Here is a 22,408-nt window from a genome sequence, read left to right as displayed (position 1 = left end):
AAGTCATTGGGGGAGCTGTTCTTCATAATGTGTGATGAGGTAAAGGAGCTTGACTATCAAACAGCCCTTACCCAATTGTTATCCATAATGAACTCTATCGTGATTGGTAATACGGTGGAATCTCAAGCAATATCTGTTGCCGAAAAAGTCGATATATGGTTACAACAATTGCCAACATATATAAGGAAAAAGATGTTACCTGCTGTTGCTAATGCGTCTTAAATTGTCAACATAAGCAATTAAGACTTGCTGGTTTCAGGTTGTGCCTAGCTTAAAGGGGTTTTTGGTTCTGTGAAAGTTGAGTTAATAATTAAAGCGAACCGTATCCGCGGTTCTGAACGATTATTTTTCCTGCCAGCCAATACGGGCGCCGGTAATGCTATCAATGGCAGAGGCATACGGTTTAATATCCAGCAGCGGGCTGCCGTCCAACGCATCAAGGCCGCGAACCCGCAAGTGGTTGTTCTCGCGCCCTAATAACTCTGCAACACAAAAGGCAATGGGATTGGGACGGGAAGGGGATCGGCAGGCGAATACACCGCGCAAATCCGTGCCGGAGGGCGGCACCGTCTGTAAAGTATCCCGCTGCGTCCGGTCACACCAGTAAAGCACTATTAAATGACTCACCTGTTCAATATCCTTTAGCCCATTCACATAGGCCGGGTAAATTTCCAGGGTCATTATTTCTTCGGACAAACGTTCCTGGCGGGGCGCAGCACTCCGTTCCAGATAAGGGCTGTGAATGACCCCGATCTGCACCAGTTCCAATTTCGACACCTCCTGCGTTTTTGCCAATGTTGGTTTACCATGGCATATTTGTTCTATTTATTATACATCTTCAAACAAATACAAAACCAGCCCTCCGGAGCCATAAATACTACATGCTCACGAGGGACTGGTTTTTTTATAAACAGCGGAAACCGGTTGGCTATGGTTTTAGCCGGCGAATTGTTTGCACATATCTGTGGCGGCCACAGCGTCTGCGGCGTAACCGTCCGCCCCGATTTCCCGAGCGTACCGATGCTAGATATTTACTAACGCTTATATTTCCTCAGACCAATATCGATGATACCCAATAGTTTAGACTTTCTAAATATGGCAAGTTTAGTAATTGCTCGAATATAGGTTAATGGGTAACAGGTTTTCAGTTTCCTTTTGGTTACAGATAGGAACAAAAACACAAAGATTACAGTATTATAGATGGTAGGCGTACTTTAGGAGTAATGACAATGTATGCAGTTGTGAATGGTATAGGTACCATATATACTGAGATTGAGAATGAAATTTACTACGAAGAATTCTATCTAGCCCTGAATCCAGTCGGATTTGGGGCTTTCATCTGTAGTTTAGAAAAAAATTTTACAACAGCTATTTTTTTTACAAAATTTAAAATTTTTAATTCGGTCATAAGGAAAAAAGCAAGCAACAGCAGCAGTTAAACCAGTACCGATAATGGCTTCAAAAATAAAGCGCAGAGAAAAAATAGATCGGTTACTAATTAAAATAAGCAAAATAGACATAATTATCCATAATAAAAAAAATTCTTTCACTGTTTGCTTTTTTTTATTACTAGCGTCTTCTGTTTTTTTCTCTTGATTATCATCTTGCATTGTTTTCATTCCTTTCGCTACACTCAAGGCAAAAAATAAAAAATTCATTTATATTGGGGACTAATTATTTATTATATTATAAAAGTGTATACACATGCTACTGCAACGAGCACTTCCAGACTTAGTACAAAATGCAGCAATAACTGAGAATATACTATAAAGGAAGTTTCCCCCCTGCGCACAAAACTTTTATCTTCCATAACACCTTAATCTAACTGTTTCTTGATTTCTAAAAGGAAATCCTCTTTATTGACCACTTTTTTTTTTCAGATAAGCTAGATAATAGCGCAAAATCTTTAGTCATTATATAGTCCTCAATTGTCTTGACGGAGGTGTATATTCCGACATGATAGAGCCACCCGTCAAGTCCATCTCTCTTTTTCAGTGACCCGGTCCAGGCAAACAATGTTGCCAAGGGGTTTGTGGAAGTTTCCTTGCCCTTTTAATATCTGCAATAATACTTGTTGGACGTTCCATGGACTACCTCATATTCGCAACCCTTCCGGCGACATTAAAACCAAGGTCATCATCGCCAACTGCCAAATGCCGTCGCCATCAGATCAGACATTACATCACCGTCGTAATTTTTGCAGACCCGGAACGGACAACACGCGCCACCACGTCATCTATAGGATGTATAAGTACTCTATCTTTTTCCCAACGAATTTTTCCTGATACTCTTGTTCAGAGACCAAATGTACTGATCAAGCATGCAACAACTTGAAAGCATGACGGAAATAAGTAAAAAATTACGATATAATAAACATATAAAAGCAGCTATATTTTATTTAACTACAGGGGTAAGATTATGCTTGCACTTATAATGGCAATAAAAAATGAGGATGACCGGTATAAGGCGGTCGAGATTTATAAGCTATATCGTGGAACCATGCTCTACATAGCAAACAGCATCTTGCATGAAACCCATCTGGCAGAGGACGCCGTATCCGAAGCTTTTATCAGAATAATTGATAACCTTGAAAAAATTAATACAATTAACGATCACCAAACAAGGGGGTTTGTCGTTATTATAGTGAGAAATATCTCACTTGATCTATTGCGGAGGCAAAACCGCAATCAAACAAAGCCGCTTGATGACTATATTGAATACTCTGAATATAAAGAGCCGGTTTTAGATGATATTGCCGCAAGGGGTGCCTGTGATAAAATAGCGGACTCCATAGCCAAGCTGAATAAGAATTATTCCGATATTTTATATCTTAAAATGGAGTTAAAGCATCGCCGGAACTGGACAGACGAATTAAAAAGCTTATTTATCAAAGGCGCAGAAAGTCAAAAATACGGCATTTGGCAAGGAGATTTGGTAAGGTCGCTGCCTGTATCGCCATAGTATTTACGTTGTTAAACGCTGTGCTGTTGAGCGTTGAAGCGACGAGAAATTCAATATTTAACGCTATTATTGCCTGGCAGGAAAAATATACGGAAGTGAAATTTGGTGAGTTGGAAAAAGAAAGTCAGCAAGAGAATGTTTACCGCCCAACTTATTTGCCGGAGGGCTATAAAGAAACATCGGCTGAAAGATATGGCAATACATTTACATTAATATACGCAAATAATGCCGGGGATGAAATTCTATTTGACCAGCGGCCGGCAGAATCAGGAACTTCATTAGTTGACAATGAGAATACAGAGTACACAAAAGTTAAAGTATCAGGAAATACAGCATATTTGTTTAAGGCACTGACTGCGGATGATGCCAATGTATTGATTTGGCAATCAAACGGCTTAGTTTATGAGCTGACATCCAAAATAGATAGCGCGGAATTAATACGTATCGGAGAAAGCTTGAAAAAGTAATTTGAAAATTTTTCAGATAAAAGTGTTACCAAATCATGCCTTCAAACGTTTATATAGTAAAGGGTGAAATAATCCCTCAAAAATAAACGAAAGAAGGAATGACAATGATTGTGAGAATGAAGAAATGTACCTCTCTGCTTCTGGCTCTTGCATTCTACTTTTCCCTGGGAGGGATGTCGCTCGCCGCAGTAAATAATCCACAAATAACGATGTCCCCGCAGTGGACAAACACCACTTCAGTAAATGTAAATCTTTCTTTTGACGACGGAAAAGGAACTTGCGGCGCTCGTGTGCTTGGCAAATCCGGTACGACAAAAATCACCGGCAAAGTGGTGTTGGCACGCAAGAACTCAGATGGAACATATACCGCTGTAAAAACATGGAGTGATCTTGAGGCTACAGGTGAAAAACTGCTCTTCGATAAGACCTATTATGTGACAACAGGCTATTCATATCGGCTGACAATTACTGCAACAGTTTACCGAAACGGTACCGGTGAAACAGTATCCGGTAGTTATGAGGCTTATGCGCAATAATATTAGATGAATAGGTAATTAAAAAAATCTAATTATTTAGTCAGTAAAAAAAAGCAAAAACGAACGGATCGTGGAGGTAGGATCGCGTGGAGCAGAACCCCTAGCGCTGTGACCATCTTGAAGTAACGCCGTTATTTCAGTCAGGTCAATGATCCAAAGTTTTGAGATAAGCCAGTCATTATTGACAAGAACGTCTGGAATGTTTTTGACAAGTTTTATAAAACAAAATTTTCGATACGAATTTCCAACTGGATGCTTATAAAAAATAAAAAGTCCTCTACAAAAAGTAGGAGGAATTAATAACGATGGCTCAGGGCATTAAAAGCTGGAGCAACTCAAGAAATGGTAACTAATGTCCAAAAAGACATTAAGATTATTAACGAGAACGGAATATTAGCAAATTGCGGTGGAGTAACTGATTCTAAGGAATATTCTTGGGGCTGGAGGGTATGGTTAGATTCATGTGATACCAATGGTAGAATAGCCCAACTGAGTGCCGGTGCTGCGTTAAGCACTATTGCAGCTGCACTTGCTGCTTTGGTAAGTATTCCAGCATCTGTTGCATTCGGAATTGCAGCTGGTTTTATGGCTTTCGGCGCAGCTACTCTAGCTTACTATAATCGTACTGGGTGCGGAATCGTTACAGATTATGACCCCGCTGGTGAAGTAATTACAATAAAATCACAACAGTGCTAGTTACTAGATTACATTGGTCTTTTATAGCCAAAACGGATTCATCCATAATGGGTTTCCGTTTTGGCTATAATTAAGCAGTTTATTTAAAGTATAGTTTTTAACAGAAAGTCCTGTAAGTTATCATTTAATATACGTTATTTACAGTAGTTATGCAGTTTCAGGATACTTGCACAACGCTCGGCTGTCGTGTCAAAATATACTTGAACCTACTGGTTGCAGCAGCGGGCCCGGCAACCGGCGTTGAAAAAATACCAAATCACTACGCAGAGGGAGAGGGCTTGTTCAGCGCCTTTTTTATTACACTCAAGATTATTACTATCCCCTACTTGGCAATTAAAGCCTTTTAACAAATAAGCCAGAAATTATTATTAACATTTTATAACGAAAGGAGTATAATTTTATAATGTCCGAAATTGCACGATTACTTAGTTTGCTGGCTACTACCACATCTATAGGTAGCATCATTTTTATCTACAACAAGACTAATATTTCTTCTCAAAAAATCATGTCCCAAAAGATTCTGTCCGCAGGTACGCTTGCACTTTCTTTAACGCTAGTTTCATTTACTTGGAGATACGAAGACGTTAGCCCCTTGACGCAACTTATACTTACATTAGGGGCAAGCATTAGTTTTATCTTAACATGTATAATGGTGCAATATAATAAGTTAAAATTGGCTACTTATGCTACCATATCGACAATTATATTGGCTACTTTACATACACTAATCGCTTTTACCACTACTCTTTTAAATTAGCATCTCAACCTTCACGTCTCTTTATTGATAACCCGGCCTTAAAACAACTCTATATTATCAGTTGCATCAACATTTTGCATTATACTAATTGATTTCAGCTTGTTTTAATTCATAATGAAACCACATAGGAAATTTACATCTATTTTTAAGGTTTAAATTAAATGTATCTTTTGTTTTATTAAGTTAATGCATATTTCACAAAAGATACAAGCATTTTATTAACTAATGAAGAAAATCACCAGATAACAAATGATGAACTAAATGGACTGTCCGCTAAAAAACTAATAATGTTTATTTAAAATTTGATGATGAATTCACCCGAATAGGATCTAGATAATTTTAGTTACGGATAATAGCTTTTCAAATAGTTGGCACTAAAAATAGATTTATCAATAGTTTAAATAGATATTATTGAAAAATTATCCATAATGAAAAAGAGAATAAATACATTCGTTTATATGGAGGCTTTATGAAATTAAAGGATATTTTAAATGCTTTTAATTTAAATTATCCAGCTAAATTTGATATTTTTACTAGCATTTGTAGTGAATTTCCAGAAAGATGTCATTATTTGGATAGATTTCCGCTATTAATTAGCGAACCTGAAGTATATAGCCAAGTAGAAGTTTTCTTTGACAGAGCCAATAATAATAATTTATTAAAGGAGTATTTAGTAGAAGAAGCAAAGATTAAAAATGTTATAAAAAAGATGTGGGTCTATAACAACCCTGTGCTGGTTCAAACATCCTTGCTTGAAAATGAGTTTGATTTTTTATTAAAAGTTTTAAATTCCAATAAAAAATCAACAACATTGTTAAAACTGAAAACTGATTTATGTAAACAAGATAATGATTTGTTATTCGAAATCAACAATATATCTTATCTGGACGTTTTACTTGAACTAGGGCTAAGAGAACGCGTATCTTCTATTTTTATATTCCCTATATTTAAAACAATTATATGGACAAATGATTTAGTAATGCCGCTCTATGTTGAAGATGATAGCCATAAACAACTAATAGAAAAAATTTGTACAGTAGAAGGTGTATATCTGCGTCCATATAAACAATAGCATTTTTAATGAGTTTTGTTTTTCCATTCGTGTTTTTTGTCCACAGTATGTGTATGCTAATCAAGATCAAAGCGCAAATAATAACAGAGTAATTAAATCAGGTGGCGGCAAGGGGACGGGGTTATTGACAATCTTCTTCAGTCTAATGTCAGGGGGAACGGAGTTGTTGAGTGTCAACAACTCCGTTCCTCCTGACACCGGTTATCTCCTATAACATCTTATCCAACCGTTTCTTAATTTCCAAAAGAAAATCCTCTGTATTGACTACTTTCTTCTCAGGCAAGCTGGACAGCATCGCCAAATCTTTAGTCATGATGCCGTCCTCAATTGTTTTGACGGAGGCTGCTTCCAGCTTGTCCCCAAAACCAACCAGGTCTGCGAGACCGTCAAGTTCGCCTCTCTTTTTCAGGGCTCCGGTCCAGGCAAACAGTGTTGCCATGGGATTTGTTGAAGTTTCCTCACCCTTTAAATGCCTGTAATAATGCCTTGTTACGGTACCATGGGCCGCTTCAAATTCGTAGAACCCTTCCGGCGACATCAAAACCGAGGTCATCATCGCCAGACTGCCAAATGCTGTGGCTACCAGATCCGACATTACATCACCGTCGTAATTTTTGCAGGCCCAGATCATACCGCCTTCTGAACGGACAACGCGCGCCACTGCATCATCTATCAGGGTATAGAAATACTCAATATTTTTTTCGGCGAATTTTTCCTGATACTCTTGTTCATATATGTCATTAAAAATATCTTTAAAGGTATGATCATATTTTTTAGATATCGTGTCCTTGGTGGCGAACCATAAATCCTGGTTTGTATCAAGAGCATAGTTAAAGCATGACCGGGCAAAACTCTCGATTGAACTATCGATATTATGCATGCCCAGGATTACACCCTTGCCCTTAAAGTCAAAAATTGTCTCACGGTGCTCAGCACCGGCTTCAGTTTTAAAAACAAGCTCCGCCTTGCCTGGCCCTTCCACCCGGTACTCCACATCCTTATAGACGTCGCCATAGGCGTGCCTGGCAATGGTGATAGGCTTTTTCCAGGTCCGGACAAAGGGTTTTATGCTATCAATAATTATGGGAGCGCGAAACACGGTACCGTCAAGAATGGCCCTGATAGTGCCGTTGGGGCTTTTCCACATTTGCTTCAGGTTGTATTCCTCAACCCTTTGGGCATTGGGGGTAATAGTAGCGCATTTTACGGCAACACCATGTTTTTTTGTGGCCATAGCGGCGTCTATAGTAATCTGGTCATCGGTATGATCCCTTTTTTCCAAACCCAAATCGTAGTAATCAGTCTTTAGCTCAATATAAGGCTCCAGCAAAGTTACTTTGATCATTCTCCAGATAATTCTTGTCATCTCGTCCCCGTCCATTTCAACTAAAGGGACTCTCATTTTGATTTTGGACATAAGTTTCCTCCCTTACTAAAATTAAATTATATATCCTAGTAGCCAAAGGTACATTCTTTATGGCCGGTCTATCTCTTTCTTCTATTGTTAATAAAGAACCAGATAATACCACAGATTACAGCTATGATAATTGCATAGCTAACGGGCCGGAAATAGGGTTCTACGGATTGCCAGTTCTGACCAAGTTTCAGTCCCATGTAAGTTAGCGCAATATTCCAGGGTATACAGCCAATCAGGGTAAAAATAAGGAATTTTACAAAATTCATCCGGGCAATACCTGCCGGTAAAGAGATAAATGTCCGGATTACCGGCAAAATGCGTCCGAAAAATACCGCCCATTCACCATATCTGGAGAACCAGCGATCTGCTTGATCCAAGTGATGATGGTTAAACAGGATGTACTTGCCGTATTTTTCAAGGAAAGGGCGACCGCCATTTGCGCCGGCCCAAAAGGCCAGCACTGATCCAACCACATTGCCCAAAACACCGGCCCAGACAACGCCCCAGAAATTTAGCGTACCCTGGGCAGTCAAAAAACCGCCGAAAAGCATAATCACTTCGCTGGGTAAAGGGATGCAGGCACTTTCCAGGACCATGCCAATAAAAACACCCCAGTGACCTAGCGTATTGATCAAACCCGTAGCAAAGGAAGTAAGTAACTCAATTAATTGATGCAACATTATCACACCTATTCTCAATACTCTCGTATAATTAAAACCCTTTGAAAGCTACAGCATTAGCTGATATTAATCAGTACCCCAATAGTCCTCAAACTTATTTAAGCCTTCTATATCATACTACTAATTTAGCCTGATAATAACAAGTGCAATTTAAGGAGTGGCTTTGTTGGGAGCAAGAACTTCCTGTTAGCTCTCCGCTTTTCTTTATACTGCGCCAGTGCCGTATCAACACATCTTGCACATTGAACCCTTGTTCACCGGTCTGGAGTACGTAATAGCCGTCAAAATATTATCCAAATCAAATTCCTTCCAGCTTTTTGTAAACAATATAACCCCAGTTAACCAGCCGAGCATCGGAGAAAGAGTCAAGATTTACCCTGTTTTTAGCATTAGATAATTTCTGTAAACGTTTGGCTAGCTGTTAGATACTCGGATTATTCTCAATCTAATCTAATCCGACAAAACTTAACATATTAACACAACAACATAGAAGCCTTAGTTTATGGGGCTTTAAGGCATCAATATGGGCAAAATCAGCTATGAACTGATAAACTCAAGGTTATTGTGGCTAAAGTTGCCAACGAGCTTAGCAATAATAAGAAGATTTTAAAATAAACATTTTTATTTAGTAATTGGTCGCTCGGGCCCCAACGATTTAAAATATGCTTTAGCTACCTCATTTAGAAATCGTATTGGTTCCGGTCCTTTGTCCGATAAAAGTATTATCAATTTTTTTAGTTCCTGGTTTGTTTTTTTTTCATTGGAAGTTAACAGGATAGCCGGATCTACTTTTAAAACACCCGCAATTTTAATCAGCAAGTCAATGGATGGGCTTTTTTTACCCCTTTCCAGATACCCTATATATGACCCACTTACATTAACCATTTCCGCCAATTTTTCCTGGGTTACACCTTTAGATCTTCGAAAAAGCCGGATATTTTGCCCCATAACATATCGAATATCGTCCATTATATCACCTCTCTTACATTGTAAAGGCGGTATTAATGATATATTAGAAACTATAAGTCCAAATATTTATTGATAATATAAACTCACAGTGCTAAAATAAGATATATTCCGACACCATCATATGAGGTATTTTGCTTATAATTATTACATCTCAATCAGTAGCTATACACTTTCAAGGTAATACCCCCCCCAATATTGGTAAATATTTTCGGCTAACCATGCGCACAGTAAACAATAAATTTTTAACTCATTTAAACTTTATTGTATAAAAGGCAAACCACTCGAAAGGGTGGGACGCAAAGCCATGGGTCTAAACCTTTAAGGCATGACTGCCAGGCTGCCGTGATAAAGGGGTTGCTTTTTTAATGGTTTCTTTTACGGCAGTTTTTAGACTGCCGTTTTTGCTTGCTGGAAAAGGCCTGCCTAAGTTAGCCTTTATTGCTGCGTAAAGCCTAAGCCAACGCAGGTATCGTAACACCGGCGCTGTAGTTATAACCATTCGTTAATATTCATATGCAAAAAAAGTTACAAGAGGTGTTATTTGTGAATCCAGCAGGGATAGACGACCTGTTAGGGACAATGAAAAAGTTCCGACCGGGATTATTACTACACAGTGCCAACGTTGCGAATTTCTCTTTAAAAATATGCACTGTTCTTCATCTGGATGAATTGGATCGAGAAATTATCGTAAACGGAGCGCTCCTCCATGATGTGGGAAAGATGCATATTAAACGCGAGATTTTAGATAAACCGGGACCCCTTACCCGGGATGAATGGGCTGAATTAAAGGAACATTCCTTACGGGGCACCTCATTATTAAAAAAAATGGAAGCGGACGCATCCCTGGTGGAAATAGTTCGTTATCACCACGAAAGGTGGGATGGGAAGGGGTATGAAGGACTGCAAGGAGAACGTATACCCCTGCGCGCCCGCATCATTGTACTAGCTGATTCACTGGATGCCATGACGTCCTTAAGACCTTACCGTACGCCTATTAAAATATGCGAGGCAATTAAAGAAATTCACCGGTGTGCCGGTTCCCAGTTTGATCCGAAACTGGTTGCGACTCTGGCCAAAGAATCCTTTTGGCAAATTGATACCTATAAAGACTCCGCCAAACTGGAAAAACAATTGGACAAGGAAAGGAGATGGCTTGTTCAGTTGGCGGATTCATATGGCAATTTATCTCATCCGCTGGTATTTGCCCAAAGCCAATGGCTGGACCGTTTATTGATAATAGCCTGGCAATTGAAAAGATATGTAAAATAGGCGCACATTTAGAAGGGCGGTGTAAAAATGCAAATGTGTTTTGACTGCGCTAAGCAAGAACCGGATCGTCATTGTTTGGAGTGCAAATATTTTATTCAGCCGGGCCCCCTTCACCGGATACTATCGCCACCGGTCCAGGTAATATTGGAAGGAGAGCGTTTCAACCAATATCCGGCACAAATCATAGCACTAAATACCAAAGAATTTGGGTTAAAAACACAAGCGCCGGTTCCAGGACAGTACGTAATAAAGTTACAGGAAAACTTATGGGTCGAGGTAGCACGGACTTCAATTCATTGACTCTTCCGGGGCGGGTATGCTCCTGAGCCAGGCAAGGCTCCTTTTTAACCAGGGACGCATTCTGAATATCACCCACATTCCCAGTCTAATTCGTGAAGACCTGGATGTGATAGGTTTTTTCCGGGTACTGGAGGTCCTAAGAAAAAACTCCAACGTTTAGTAAGGGGTAGATTCAAAATGAAAAGTGAGATTACTTGCGGTACCTTGACAGTAACAGCGAACGAAGCTGACAATGCATATTTGAACAGGGAGGCGAACGACCTTCCTTATGCATTTGTGCAACGAGGACGCATTAATGTCCGCCACCGGGCGGAAGGACCTTATCCGTTAGTAATACCCTGCCCGGGGGTTAGACTGCTTGTAAACGGCGAGGAACGCACTTATCCCACCCCCGTATGTATGAAGGATGCGGTTAGGGTGGAAACAATAAATGAACGTAAAGAAGGCGAATGGTCTGTAACTGTTTCCCCAGATGGCCTTCAAGCGATATTGAGAACCTGCCCCGCAATTGCAGTTTACCGTGAACTGGCGGAACTTCCGCCCGCCCGCAAACTGCAACTGGCGGTAGTTGAGCGGAAAGAAAAATTACCGGTACTCACATGGGACGAACTATTACAAGAATTATCCCGGCTGGGAGTTAACTATAATGTAAATTGGGAAGCATGCTTGAGCAGTGTTAGATCCTGTACCGATGAGGAGGTGGTTATCGCACAAGGTGTCCCGGCGGAACCAGGGAAAGATGGCCGGTTGGAATTACTTTTTTCTTCTAAGTCCAAAGTACCTGTACAGATAGAGGAAACTGAAACGCTGGATTTCCGGGAACGGTATGTTTTTAATTCAGTAGAGGCGGGGGAAATCCTGGCTGTCAAGCACCCACCCACATTGGGGAATCCTGGCACTAACGTCAAGGGTGATGTAATTATACCGGTGTCGCCCCGGGATTTTAAGCTTGTTGCCGGTCAAGGAGCGGTGCTGACCGGCGATGGTGAACAAGTTATAGCAGCCCGGGCCGGGCGTCCTCTGGCCTCCCGCCGGCATAATCTGGTTACGGTAAGTGTGCTGCCTGGACTTGTGCATAATGGAGATGTAAATCTTGCATCCGGCAATATTTTATTTAAAGGCGATATCCACATCACTGGTAATGTAGAGGAAGGAATGACGGTAGAAGCGGAAGGAGATGTAAAGGTAGCAGGATTGGTTTCTGATGCAAATGTTCAGGCCACGGGTTCTATCCTGATTAAGGGCAATATTATTTCATCAGTAGTAGTCGCGGGAGGAACCGCCGCCTTTCAAAAAAGTATTTTACCGGAGATTAATGTTCTGTCTAATGGCTTACAAGAAATGACCATGGCTATCCGGCAGTTGCTGAGTCACTCTGCGTTCAAGCAGGGTGATCTTAAGCACGGTATCGGCCCACTAGTAAAACTGCTGTTGGATGAAAAATTTCGACATCTTCCTGTAGTGACCAAAGCTTTAAAGAATAGGCTGGAAATTCTGCCTCCGGAATTAGCCGGTGATAATCTGGGTGAATTTGTCCGGTTACTCGAACGGGTAGTGGTTCAAACCCCTCTGGGCATACGTGACCTCACAGAGATAGAAACACTAGCCCAACGAGCTGCCGAATGGAAACAGACCTTTACCGCATACCTGCCATCTTCATCAGAAAGTGATATCGTGGCGTCAAGCATTCTCAATTCTACTATAATAGCTACCGGTAGTGTTCGGATGATTGGCAGTGGTTGTTATAATTCACGAATCCAGGCCGGTAAAGAAGTAACTATATCCGGTGTGTTTCGTGGAGGTGAGGTCCAGGCTGACGGAGATGTGCACCTGGGGATAGTAGGCTCCAAAGTTGGGACACCCACCAAGGTGGTGGCCGGCCCGAAAGCCGTGGTTACCCTTGATTATGCCTTTGAAAATACCTCCATATCTGTAGGTGGCATAATTTATCGTTTTGACAGGGAGGAAAAAGACATACGCTTGTGGCTGGACAAGGAAGGAAACCTCAAGTCTAAAGCAGTTCCGGTTTAAGAAAAAGCCACAGCCTTAGCCGCATCATCTTAGTTAAAAATACAACGAAACACTTCTAATTCAACAATTGCATTAAACAGCATGTATACATTTATAAAATATTTCCTGGGCATAATTTGCCAGGAAATACACCGGGGTTTTTTTAAGAAGGTAATTAAGACCGTTTAAGATCATTTGTCGAGTTCACGGTAAGGCCATTTTTATACTGCGCCAGTACCGTGTATAAAGCCGGTACGATAATTAATGTAAGCATCGTGGAAAATATCAGACCCGAAATAATGGTCATCGCCAGGGGTGCGAATAACGGATTGCCTGATAGGGCCAGAGGTGTCAGGCCGGCCACTGCTGTCATCGAGGTCAGCAGGATTGGTCGTAGCCGCGCTTCTCCGGCCCGGAGCACCGCCTGTTTCAATTCCGCTCCTTCGGCCCGGTCCTTTTCGATGAAGTCGATTAACACAATACCGTTGCGCACCACAATTCCCGCCAGGGAAATGACCCCCATCATGGTCATAAAGCCAAGCGGCGTTTGTGTAATAAACAGTCCGATTAAACTGCCCGCCGCGGCCAGATAAACGGTGCTCATAATCAACAGGGGCAGGCTTAAAGAATAAAACTGGATGACTATCTGGATAAAGATCAGGAAAAATACAATAATTGAGAGTTTGCCCATGTCGATGAATATATCGGTCTGTTCTGTCATCTCCCCACCCACTTCCCAGCGGTAGCCATCCGGAAAATTTGTTTTTTCCAAGATGGGGGTAATATCGGCCATTACCTCGGTGGCCGTCCTCCCCCGCACGTCGCCGGTTATGGAAACTGATCTGGTCAAGTTGCGATGCGGGATGTTTTGTATGTCAAAAGAGGGCTGCACAGCAGCCAACTCCGTCAGCGGAATTTGTTGACCCGACGCATTTGGCACCGTAAGGTGCTGGAATACGGACATGGGATCGGTGCCCGGGCTTTGGGCATAGATGTTAATATCGAGGAGTTTTTTCCCATTGTCAAACTCGCCGGCTGTGATCCCCTCACCGGCCAAACGTAAAGTACGGGATAGGTCGGTATAGGTGATCATTTTTTGTTCCATCATACCCCTGTTGATTGTAAATTCCAGGGTATTATCGTCCAAGCCAAAGCTGTCCTGCACATCCCTGGCGCCCGGCACCCTTGATATTTTGTCTTTAATTTGCTGGGCCATGGCCCGCAGTTGGTCAATATCCTCTCCGTACAGGTGAATTTCAATTGGGTTGCCCACCGGCGGCCCGGTTTTCAGTTCCCAGGGGTTAATAGTCACACCAGGGTATTGGGGGCCAAGCTCATCCCGCCATTTATCCACTAATTCAGTGGTGTTGACCTGATCCAGGTCAACCTTGGCCATAACCTGGCCGTTTTCATCGGACATTCCATCAAGGCCTGTTCCGCCCCCGTACCAAAGCCCCGGACGCCCCCCCGCACAGGCTGTCACTTCCTTTACTCCAGGCTGTTTGGCCACCCACGCCTGCACTTCCTGAATAATTTTATTGGTTTCTTCAATATCACTCCCCTTGGGCAAACGGATATTGATGGGAAGTTCCTCACGGTTGGCCGTCGGGAATAATTCCACAGGGGTAAAGGGTATCAGGCCGTATGCCAGAGTGCCGATTAAAACACCGGTCAGACCGACACGCAAAGGACGCTCCAGTATACGGGGCATCAAACGCCCCGAGTACCACCGGGTAAGGCGTTTAAACTGTGTCCCCAGCAGGCCCGCCGACCTGTGGCCACTTGTTTCAGTATTGCCATTATCAACATTACCATGACGCGCTTCATACCAGTTGCGGAAAATAGGTATGATCGTTAAGGCCATCACCATTGAAGCCAGCATGGTCAGGCTAACCACTATTGGTATGGGCCGAATGAAATCCCCACTGATGCCTGAAATAAACATCAGCGGTCCAAAAGAAAATATGGTGGCTAAAGTGGCGGTCAGGATGGACACGGAAACTTCCCTGGCACCCTTGACGGAAGCATTAAAATTGGATTCCTTCAGCACATCCAGGCGCCTTTCAATGTTATCGTTAACCACCACCGCGTCATCCACCAGGACACCCAGTACCACGATCAACCCGAAAATAGACATCATATTGAGGGTAATCCCCAGAAAAGGCAGGAATATCAGCCCCACCGCCATGGAAATGGGGATGGCTATCGCCACCATCATTGCGGTTACCAGGTTCAGCCCCAGGGTGCAGACCAATAATACCGCTAAAACAGCAATGATCATTTCCCGATAAAGTTCATGGGACATGTCATCAACCTGTTTTTTTTGGGAATATACCGGTGTAACCTTGACGCTCGGAGGCAAATTATGAGAAAGTTTATTAAGCATTTGTTCAACACGCCGGTGCAGCGAAGGTACGTCCGTGCCCTTCTCAACGCTTAGGCCCATAATGGCGCAAGGCTGGCCGTCCTGATAGGCGTAGACATCCGCTTTTTCCGTGGTCAAATAGGCCTTGCCCACATCCTTTAAATATACCGGAAATCCTTCCGGGGTAACGGCTACGATTACCTTATTCAAATTCTCCCATTGGTAATCTTCAGGCAATTTTAACTGGTAGTTTCGGCCCGCTACTTCCATGTCACCAATGGGCACCCTTTCATTTTCACCCTGAATAGCGGCCATCACTTGAGTCCAAGTTATACCGTAGTGTCTGAGCTTCCACGTATCCAGTTCAACCCGGACCTCCTGTTCCGGCAGTCCCCAAAACTCTACATCAGCTATGCCCGGTACCGTCCTGAGCTGATCTTTCCAGTTTTCAATGGTTTCCCGCAGGCCATAAAGTTGACTCTGATCCCTGGCCGCAATATTAAAGGAAAAAAACGCTATGGCGGCCAGGTCGTCATTAACCAGCGGCTTTTCCACACCATCCGGCAAATCTCCCTCAGCGTCTGTAACCTTTTTGCGCAGTTCATCCCATTTTTCTTTCGGGTCAACGTCGTCCTTAAGATAAACAACAATGGATGAGTAACCGGACCCCGAATCCGATTCTATTGTTTTGATGCCTTGAATTTCTTTGATATGCTGCTCAATCTTATTGGTAACTGTCTGCTCCACTTTCTCGGGAGAAGCACCGGGGAAAATTGTGGTCACCGTCGCTACACTGATGATTACATCGGGCTGCTCTTGCCGGGGAAGTTGGAAAGCGGTAAGAATACCAAGAATAACTATCATAATAAAAAATAGCAGGGTGATCTTACGCTTGCGTAAAAAATACTCAATCACTTACCGTTACCTCCCGGATCTTCAATGGCATCGCCCTCAAATAATTGGTCGGCCCCTTTTACCACAATCCTGTCCCCTGCGGTTAAGCCCGAGGTAATTTCCAGATTATCTCCAAAAAGTTCACCAATGGTAACCGATCTTTTAACTGCCTTACCTGCTATGGCCAGAAATACGTAAGGTTTATCTTCGCCCCGGTTGATCACTGCGCTTACGGGAACATACAAACCTTCCCTCGTCTCAGGCCGGTTGGCCATTACTACCTGACCGGGCAACCAATCTTGTTTCAGGTTCGCCACAGTCACTTCCACCCCTACCGTGCCGGTGCCGCTATTGGTGGACGGGTAGATACGGGAAACCCGCCCCTCGCGCTCTGCTCCGTACAGGGTTAGTTGTACTTTGTCGCCTTGGTGCCAATTGGCAATTTCATTATCCGGTATTGGTAAAACAGCTTTTAACGGGTCAAGCCGGCCAATACTATAAACAGGCGAGCCCGCGGACGTTATCTGCCCCCGGGTGACGTATTTGACAAGAATGGTGCCGTCAATTGGCGCAATCAGGCTTGTCTTATCCTGTTCCAGTAAATCCGCTGATTGCTGTGCCTGGAGATAATCCTCTTCTGCCACCTGCAAACCGTCACGGGCCTTTTCGTAATCAGACTGGGCAACAACGCCTTCCCGGTAAAGCTGTTCAATGCGGTCAAAATCCTGCTGGGCTTGCTGGTAACCAACCCGGGCTTTATTTAACCCCGCATCCGCCTGAGCCACCTGCAGACTGAATTCCGTCGCGTTTACCCGGGCCAGAACAGTACCGGATTTAACCCTGTCACCTTCCTTGTAGGGCAAGTCCACTATTTGACCGGGAACTTCAAAGGAAAGCAAAGTTTCATTGTCAGCTTCCAGGGTCGCTGAAATTTCGGACAAACGTTGGGCCTTATCCCGGGTAACTGTTTCTACAACCACTAGCTTGGCCTTTGCTTCCGCCGGCTCGGGTTGTCCTGAAGGTTTATTTTTTATTTTAAGGGTAAAAGTAACTATTAATATGGCTAATACCAAGCTTATTGCCAACCAGGTTATTTTTTTATTGCGCAAAGCCTTTGCCTTCTGCTTTTCCTGTAACGAAAAGCTGCGGGCTGTCCCTCCTTTATCAATTAATTGGCTAAAATATTCTTAAGTCGTGTTTCACCGTTGAAACATCGCACTGCTGCATGCTAAATCCAGACGCTATGTATACAAAATCTCCTAACTACTATATTGTACCAAGCACAACAGACGCAATAGGTTTGGCTGTAAAAATTACGTAAATAATTTAACAAATCTAATGACAAAATCCTTGCGCATGTCAGGGGGCCGGGGTTATTGACAACCGCCGCTTCGCATCCAACAAGGAAACCCCCGTTCGACGGAACGAGGGTTAGCTATATTTATGGAGTGTTATTGTTCAACTTTATCACTGGGCTTAAACTTCCCGATTACCTCAGGAATAATTTCCGCCAATTTAGCCAGACTGCCCTTCTGGGCAAGGGAATATACCTGCACATTATCCCCCTGGATGATCAGCAGTGCTGAGGGAGTAAGCTTCATCCCGGCGCCGCCGCCTGCTCCTTTGCCTCCCTGATGCTTATCGTCCTGCCCTTCTCCACTGCCGGTACCAAAACCCACAGCGGCGGTAACGATGGGGATAATGGTTGTGTTGCCGCTGATAATAGGCTCGCCGACAATGGTCTTGGTCGATATAATATTTTCCAAATGGGATACCAGAGCTTCAATGTTTTCCTTAAACATATTGTGTTGCCTCCTTTGGTTTTCTTCTGATAAAGAAGACTTGGTTCAGGTGGGGTTTTGACCCCACCTGAACCTTAGTCGCCCTTATTTCGAGTTTATCGCCGCTTAACTCCATTAGTTGGGGACATTCCTATCCCCAGAGAAATACCCAAGCTTCAGCAGGTGTGTCCCCTTTCCTTATGCGAGGCGGGAGTCTTAGCGGCGGTTAACGAGATTAATTTGGTTTTAAGATGGGTCCACCACAACCGCCGGACCGTCTTGGTCAGGATAATGCATATGGTAAACCACACAATAGCAATTGGTATGATCCGGCCGGATATTTCCCCGGCTATATCAATAATGGGCTCGCTAAAGTCGGCCTCCAGGTCAAGGTTGAAATGCCCGGCGTGCAGCGCAGCGATTAACCCGGCGAGCATTCCGGTTAAAGCCGGGTCGCCGGTGCCATATACACCGTTCACTAGCAGCCGGAGACGGATCGATTTAATAATCTTTATAAGGTACCCCAAAGTAACGGTCAGCAATTCCTTATTCAACAGCATTTTAATTGCTGCAGGGCTGAATTTGTTTTTTTCTTCCCTCCGTCTGGTTTTCTTTTTAGAAATTTTCTTTGGAACTGTTTTTGGAATCGTTTTTGTCTTTATTGCAGTTGTTTCAGTTTTTTTACCAGGGGGAGAAAATGCTATTCCGGCAAAACGAATCCGGATCAACTTTTCCCTTCCGTTAATTCCTATGGTCGTGCAAAGCAGCTTCCAGCCCCAGGCTAGATTGAAATTCATCATCTTGTTCCCGGGACCCCAGGCCCCCCTGGCTTTAAAGGTTACCGGCACGCTTAACAGCCCCAAAGGCAATAGGACCAGAATAAAGAATAATATTATCTTCCCACTCAACGCTGATCACGCCTTTTGCCGACAATCCTGCCCACTACAGCTGAAACACCCCGGAACACAGCGGGCAGTTCGCGCCCGGTTGCTTTAGCTAAACGCCCCAACTGTCGCGGGCCTGGAATCCGGGACACCCCGGCGAGGGCCGGCTGCCAGGCTAGCTTTTGGGCTTCCCAAAGACTGATTCCCGGTCTTTGTTCCACATCTTCTGTATCCTTTGTTTCTTGGATGATTGCTTTGGCTCTGGCTATAGCCTGCTGGCGAATAAATGGGAGTTCCGGGGGAATTTCAATTTTCTCATCCTGCTGCAATTCCAGCCAGAGCAGTCTGAGCCGGGACAATTCCTGCCGGCAGGCGGGGCAGCAACCAAGGTGCCGACGGACAGCTTCAATTTCGTTTTGTTGCAATTCGCCATCCAGAAAAGCTTGTAATGCTTCCTTGCTGCACTTCAAATTTTATCCCTCCCATTCATAAACGCTGCCCAATTTCCGCCTCAACTCCTGTCGAGCCCTGAAAAGATGGGTTTTTACCGTGCCTATAGGCAGGTCGGTAGTAACTGCTATTTCTTCATAGCTAAGCCCTTCCTGGTGCCGCATCACAAGTACTAAGCGCTGCTGGGGAGAAAGCCCGTTTATCGCTTGACGGAGTACCTCACGGGCATCCTGCCATTCCGCGGCATCCACCGGGTCGTTTGTGTTGCCGGTAAGTGTATCTCCCAGTACTATGTCTTCAGCAACAGGCTGTTCAAGAGAGATTGTGGTTGGTGCACGGCGCCTGAGGCAATTCAAGCAGGCATTGACTGTAACCTGCCGCAACCAAGGCTTAAAAGGCCGGCCAAGTTGATACTTGCTCAGCCCTGTCAGCACTTTAACCAGCGCTTCCTGGGTGAGGTCCAGGGCTTCATCCCGCGACCCGCCGATGCGTAAACACAGGCGATAAACGTAGACTTCGTAGCGGGCCAGCAGCTGACGCCAGGCCTGCTCATCACCTTCACGGCAGCGGATAATCAAATTTTGGTCGGCGTTATCTTCCACCGCTGTTCCTCCTTATTGGGCCTTCAATTACCTATACCCCTTTATCACCAAAAAGTTTCAACCAAAAAATAAAAAATGTACCATCACCATAATCCAAAAAAAAATAAAAGGACGGAGTTGTTAAGTATCAACAACCCCGCCCCCTGATCATAATGCCCTTGACATTACTTTATTTATCCCAAAATGCCTCGGGTATCAATGTCAAAATTATTGGTGTATCCGAACCGCTGGGAGGCGTATATACGAATTCATCCGTTTGACCGGCTTCCAGAACACCCAGCACGGCAGCCTGTCTAAGTCCGTTGAAATAACTGGTTGACGGAGCCTTGTAAACATTTCCGTCAGGACCCAGAAAAGCCCCTTTAAAAACGCTGCCCCGGGGATTTAACAGCACGCCTGTGTTTTCGGAAGCAGACATCTTTAAATGGTAAACCACACCGTAATTGCCAACGTTCTTTACAGTTTCCCCCGTAAGCGGGTCTATGCCTTCAATCCAGGTATCAAATCCGGGCGTTTCCATGCCCAGGGCAATTTTTTCCTCTCGCCCGCCATTCCCCTGTATGTCCACCAGGTAGTCCGCGTTGGAGAAAATACCCCGTACCTGTTTAGAGTTTCGGGGCAACACCGGCAGGGATAACAGGTACTCAATTTTTTCCTGCAGCAGTTCCTCCGGTGTCTTTACCGGAACGGGCTCACTGTCAGCACCGTCAGCACCCGTAACCTCATCCGGCTCCACCTCTTGCGGGTTATCGGAGAATATTATTGACACACCCTGCGCCGGAGTTTCTTCCGGCGCCTGTTCAGGTACCTGCTCCTGTCCCGGTGTTTCTTCCGGCTCTTGTTCCAATTCAGGTTCCTGCTCCTGTTCCGGTGCTTCCTGCGGGCCCATAATCACACTGATGGTTATGTTACCGTCCGCCTGAAAGTCCTGCATACCTGTAACGGCTTCTTGATAATTCAAAGGGCGCAGGCCCGGGTTTAAAATGATTTTTTTCCCGGGTTGAATAGTCACGGAGTCGGATGGTTGAGACGACAGGTATCTTATTGCCGCAGTTTGTCCCAGGTTCATGTAATCGGCTACCGGGCCGCCCACCCCGGATTTCAAGGTACTCAGGGTAACCGGGGTCTGGCCGTTGTTTCCGGCGATGACATAAAGGCACTGTTTTTCCGAGGAGCCATTCAGATGATGATACAACAGCCTGAAATCGCCCGATGCATCGCTCTGATAAAGAATACCGGAACCGGTCACCACCTCCGGGCTGTTACTCAGGTGCAGAACAGGCCCGGTTCGTTCAAAAGCAACGTTCTCGCCGGGTTCAACCAGATTAAAACTAAAATTTTGAGCATTCTCAAACAGCTCACCATATACAGGTGAGGAAAATCTAAAGGCCATTTCAGACATGAGCATTTCATCAGTTACAGTAACACCGGTAGAAAAGGTTTCACTCGAGTTTCCGGCGGCATCCTTTATTCTAAGGCTGACCGTGTATTCACCGGGCTGGAAGAAGGCCCGGGGTTTACCTGTCATGATCCGGCTATCGCCTGGAAGTTGATAACTCCACTCCTCGTCGGTAATAATTTCTCCCTCTTCATTATCATATGTATAATTAAAGTTGGGCGCTTCCCCGATTTTAATCACGTCATTTGGCAACCCCAGATAAGTAATTACCGGGGGCAGGTTGACGGGTGCGGGCTCAGCCTCATCAGTGATGACTTCGGTGATGGTAATGGTCTTTTCCTCAGCATTAAATTCTATGGACATGTTCAGGTTTTCCGCCAAAAAACGCAGCGGCACCAGGGTGCGCCCGTCTTTTATAAAGGGCGGATTGCTTATTTCCACTTCCTGACCATTTACTGAAGCCATTCCGGTATCCAAAGGCATTTTAACATCAACTTCACCTTTGGTTATTTCCATGATTCTTGTGGTTGCATCCCAGTTTACCGCGGCGCCGAGGATTTCCTCCGCCACGAAGCGAGCGGGAAGAAATGCCGTGCCTTCTACCAGCACAGGCGGTATTTCAAGCTGGCACGGGGCATCGTTCAGCAAAGCGTCTTTACTGTCCAGAGTTAATACCACCTTTTTGGCGGTATCCTGTTCAGTGGTATCCTGAGCGTATGCAGCAGTGTCGTTTGACCAGAGGGGCGGGGATGCCAATAAGGCCGATAAAGTTAAAGCAGTGCAGAGTTTCTTGAAATTCATAAATACCTCCGTTGGTCACTTAATAACAAATAATTACGCTAGATGACCCATCTTCCTGATTTTCGACTTTCTACATCTTAGACGTATATTTACCTCAG

General features: G+C 44.1%; 20 protein-coding genes, 1 pseudogene and 1 riboswitch. Of the genes and pseudogenes, 8 read left to right on the top strand and 13 right to left on the bottom strand.

Annotated features, from left to right (window positions below):
* Positions 1-222 (top strand): hypothetical protein (locus BM056_RS04755; protein ID WP_207648131.1); only part of this gene is annotated, 222 nt, incomplete at its 5' end.
* A gap of 120 nt (positions 223-342) precedes the next feature.
* Here the strand turns inward: BM056_RS04755 and tsaA are convergent.
* The 3 genes and pseudogenes from tsaA to BM056_RS26795 all read right to left on the bottom strand — a co-directional run.
* A complete protein-coding gene (gene tsaA, locus BM056_RS04750; RefSeq protein WP_274377516.1) occupies positions 343-777 on the bottom strand; it encodes a tRNA (N6-threonylcarbamoyladenosine(37)-N6)-methyltransferase TrmO in 435 nt (144 codons plus the stop codon).
* A 569-nt stretch (positions 778-1,346) separates the two neighbouring features.
* Positions 1,347-1,658 carry a hypothetical protein gene (locus tag BM056_RS04745; RefSeq protein WP_165613383.1) on the bottom strand — a complete coding sequence of 104 codons (312 nt, stop codon included), beginning with the start codon at positions 1,656-1,658 and terminating at the stop codon, positions 1,347-1,349.
* Between the two features lie 158 nt (positions 1,659-1,816).
* Positions 1,817-2,302 (bottom strand): annotated as a pseudogene (locus BM056_RS26795) (isocitrate/isopropylmalate family dehydrogenase); the annotation flags it as partial.
* 131 nt (positions 2,303-2,433) lie between these two features.
* Between BM056_RS26795 and BM056_RS04740 the strand changes: the two are divergent.
* From BM056_RS04740 to BM056_RS04715, 5 genes are all read left to right on the top strand, one after another.
* Entirely contained in the window at positions 2,434-2,961 is a 528-nt protein-coding gene (locus BM056_RS04740; RefSeq protein ID WP_165613382.1) for an RNA polymerase sigma factor, read from the top strand.
* Positions 2,919-3,428, top strand: coding sequence for a DUF4367 domain-containing protein (locus BM056_RS04735; RefSeq protein WP_165613381.1), 510 nt, complete (start codon positions 2,919-2,921; stop codon positions 3,426-3,428). The genes BM056_RS04740 and BM056_RS04735 overlap by 43 nt, the downstream gene beginning before the upstream one ends.
* A 104-nt stretch (positions 3,429-3,532) precedes the next feature.
* On the top strand, positions 3,533-3,964 hold the full coding sequence (locus BM056_RS04730; protein ID WP_092469195.1) for a PH domain-containing protein: 432 nt from the start codon (positions 3,533-3,535) through the stop codon (positions 3,962-3,964).
* Positions 3,965-4,306: 342 nt separating this feature from the next.
* Entirely contained in the window at positions 4,307-4,660 is a 354-nt protein-coding gene (locus tag BM056_RS26610; RefSeq protein ID WP_092469192.1) for a hypothetical protein, read from the top strand.
* Between the two features lie 1,226 nt (positions 4,661-5,886).
* The gene (locus BM056_RS04715; RefSeq protein ID WP_092469188.1) at positions 5,887-6,489 is read left to right on the top strand and encodes a hypothetical protein; all 603 of its coding nucleotides are present in this window, start codon (positions 5,887-5,889) and stop codon (positions 6,487-6,489) included.
* Between the two features lie 208 nt (positions 6,490-6,697).
* On the opposite strand, the gene BM056_RS04710 is transcribed toward BM056_RS04715, so the two are convergent.
* From BM056_RS04710 to BM056_RS04700, 3 genes are all read right to left on the bottom strand, one after another.
* Positions 6,698-7,906: an NADP-dependent isocitrate dehydrogenase gene (locus BM056_RS04710; protein WP_092469186.1), complete on the bottom strand. Its 1,209-nt coding sequence runs from the start codon at positions 7,904-7,906 to the stop codon at positions 6,698-6,700.
* A gap of 68 nt (positions 7,907-7,974) precedes the next feature.
* Entirely contained in the window at positions 7,975-8,586 is a 612-nt protein-coding gene (locus tag BM056_RS04705; RefSeq protein WP_092469184.1) for a DedA family protein, read from the bottom strand.
* A 621-nt stretch (positions 8,587-9,207) separates the two neighbouring features.
* The gene (locus BM056_RS04700) at positions 9,208-9,555 is read right to left on the bottom strand and encodes a helix-turn-helix domain-containing protein (RefSeq protein ID WP_092469182.1); all 348 of its coding nucleotides are present in this window, start codon (positions 9,553-9,555) and stop codon (positions 9,208-9,210) included.
* Between the two features lie 261 nt (positions 9,556-9,816).
* A riboswitch (cyclic di-GMP riboswitch) is annotated at positions 9,817-9,900 on the top strand.
* Between the two features lie 198 nt (positions 9,901-10,098).
* Between BM056_RS04700 and BM056_RS04695 the strand changes: the two genes are divergently transcribed.
* Together BM056_RS04695 and BM056_RS04680 are read left to right on the top strand one after the other, a co-directional pair.
* Positions 10,099-10,824 carry an HD-GYP domain-containing protein gene (locus BM056_RS04695; protein WP_165613380.1) on the top strand — a complete coding sequence of 242 codons (726 nt, stop codon included), beginning with the start codon at positions 10,099-10,101 and terminating at the stop codon, positions 10,822-10,824.
* A gap of 477 nt (positions 10,825-11,301) precedes the next feature.
* Entirely contained in the window at positions 11,302-13,155 is a 1,854-nt protein-coding gene (locus BM056_RS04680) for a flagellar assembly protein A (protein WP_092469176.1), read from the top strand.
* Between the two features lie 154 nt (positions 13,156-13,309).
* On the opposite strand, the gene BM056_RS04675 is transcribed toward BM056_RS04680, so the two are convergent.
* The 7 genes from BM056_RS04675 to BM056_RS04645 form a co-directional block, all read right to left on the bottom strand.
* On the bottom strand, positions 13,310-16,414 hold the full coding sequence (locus tag BM056_RS04675) for an efflux RND transporter permease subunit (protein ID WP_092469174.1): 3,105 nt from the start codon (positions 16,412-16,414) through the stop codon (positions 13,310-13,312).
* Positions 16,411-17,502: an efflux RND transporter periplasmic adaptor subunit gene (locus BM056_RS04670; RefSeq protein WP_207648130.1), complete on the bottom strand. Its 1,092-nt coding sequence runs from the start codon at positions 17,500-17,502 to the stop codon at positions 16,411-16,413. The genes BM056_RS04675 and BM056_RS04670 overlap by 4 nt, the downstream gene beginning before the upstream one ends.
* A gap of 342 nt (positions 17,503-17,844) precedes the next feature.
* Positions 17,845-18,195, bottom strand: a complete 351-nt coding sequence (locus BM056_RS04665) for a GerW family sporulation protein (protein ID WP_092469172.1) — start codon at positions 18,193-18,195, stop codon at positions 17,845-17,847.
* 155 nt (positions 18,196-18,350) lie between these two features.
* Entirely contained in the window at positions 18,351-19,043 is a 693-nt protein-coding gene (locus BM056_RS04660; RefSeq protein ID WP_165613379.1) for a DUF2953 domain-containing protein, read from the bottom strand.
* A gap of 35 nt (positions 19,044-19,078) precedes the next feature.
* On the bottom strand, positions 19,079-19,528 hold the full coding sequence (locus BM056_RS04655; protein WP_092469169.1) for an anti-sigma factor family protein: 450 nt from the start codon (positions 19,526-19,528) through the stop codon (positions 19,079-19,081).
* A gap of 3 nt (positions 19,529-19,531) precedes the next feature.
* Positions 19,532-20,110, bottom strand: a complete 579-nt coding sequence (locus BM056_RS04650) for an RNA polymerase sigma factor (RefSeq protein ID WP_092469167.1) — start codon at positions 20,108-20,110, stop codon at positions 19,532-19,534.
* A 169-nt stretch (positions 20,111-20,279) separates the two neighbouring features.
* Complete coding sequence (locus tag BM056_RS04645; RefSeq protein ID WP_092469165.1) at positions 20,280-22,310, bottom strand: stalk domain-containing protein; 2,031 nt, start codon at positions 22,308-22,310, stop codon at positions 20,280-20,282.
* Between the last annotated feature and the right edge of the window lie 98 nt (positions 22,311-22,408).

Origin of the sequence: Desulfotruncus arcticus DSM 17038 (genome assembly GCF_900113335.1) — a bacterium.
GTDB lineage: Bacteria > Bacillota > Desulfotomaculia > Desulfotomaculales > Desulfallaceae > Desulfotruncus > Desulfotruncus arcticus.
Note: the sequence above shows the minus strand (reverse complement) of the source record. Positions and strands in the feature narration are given on the sequence as shown.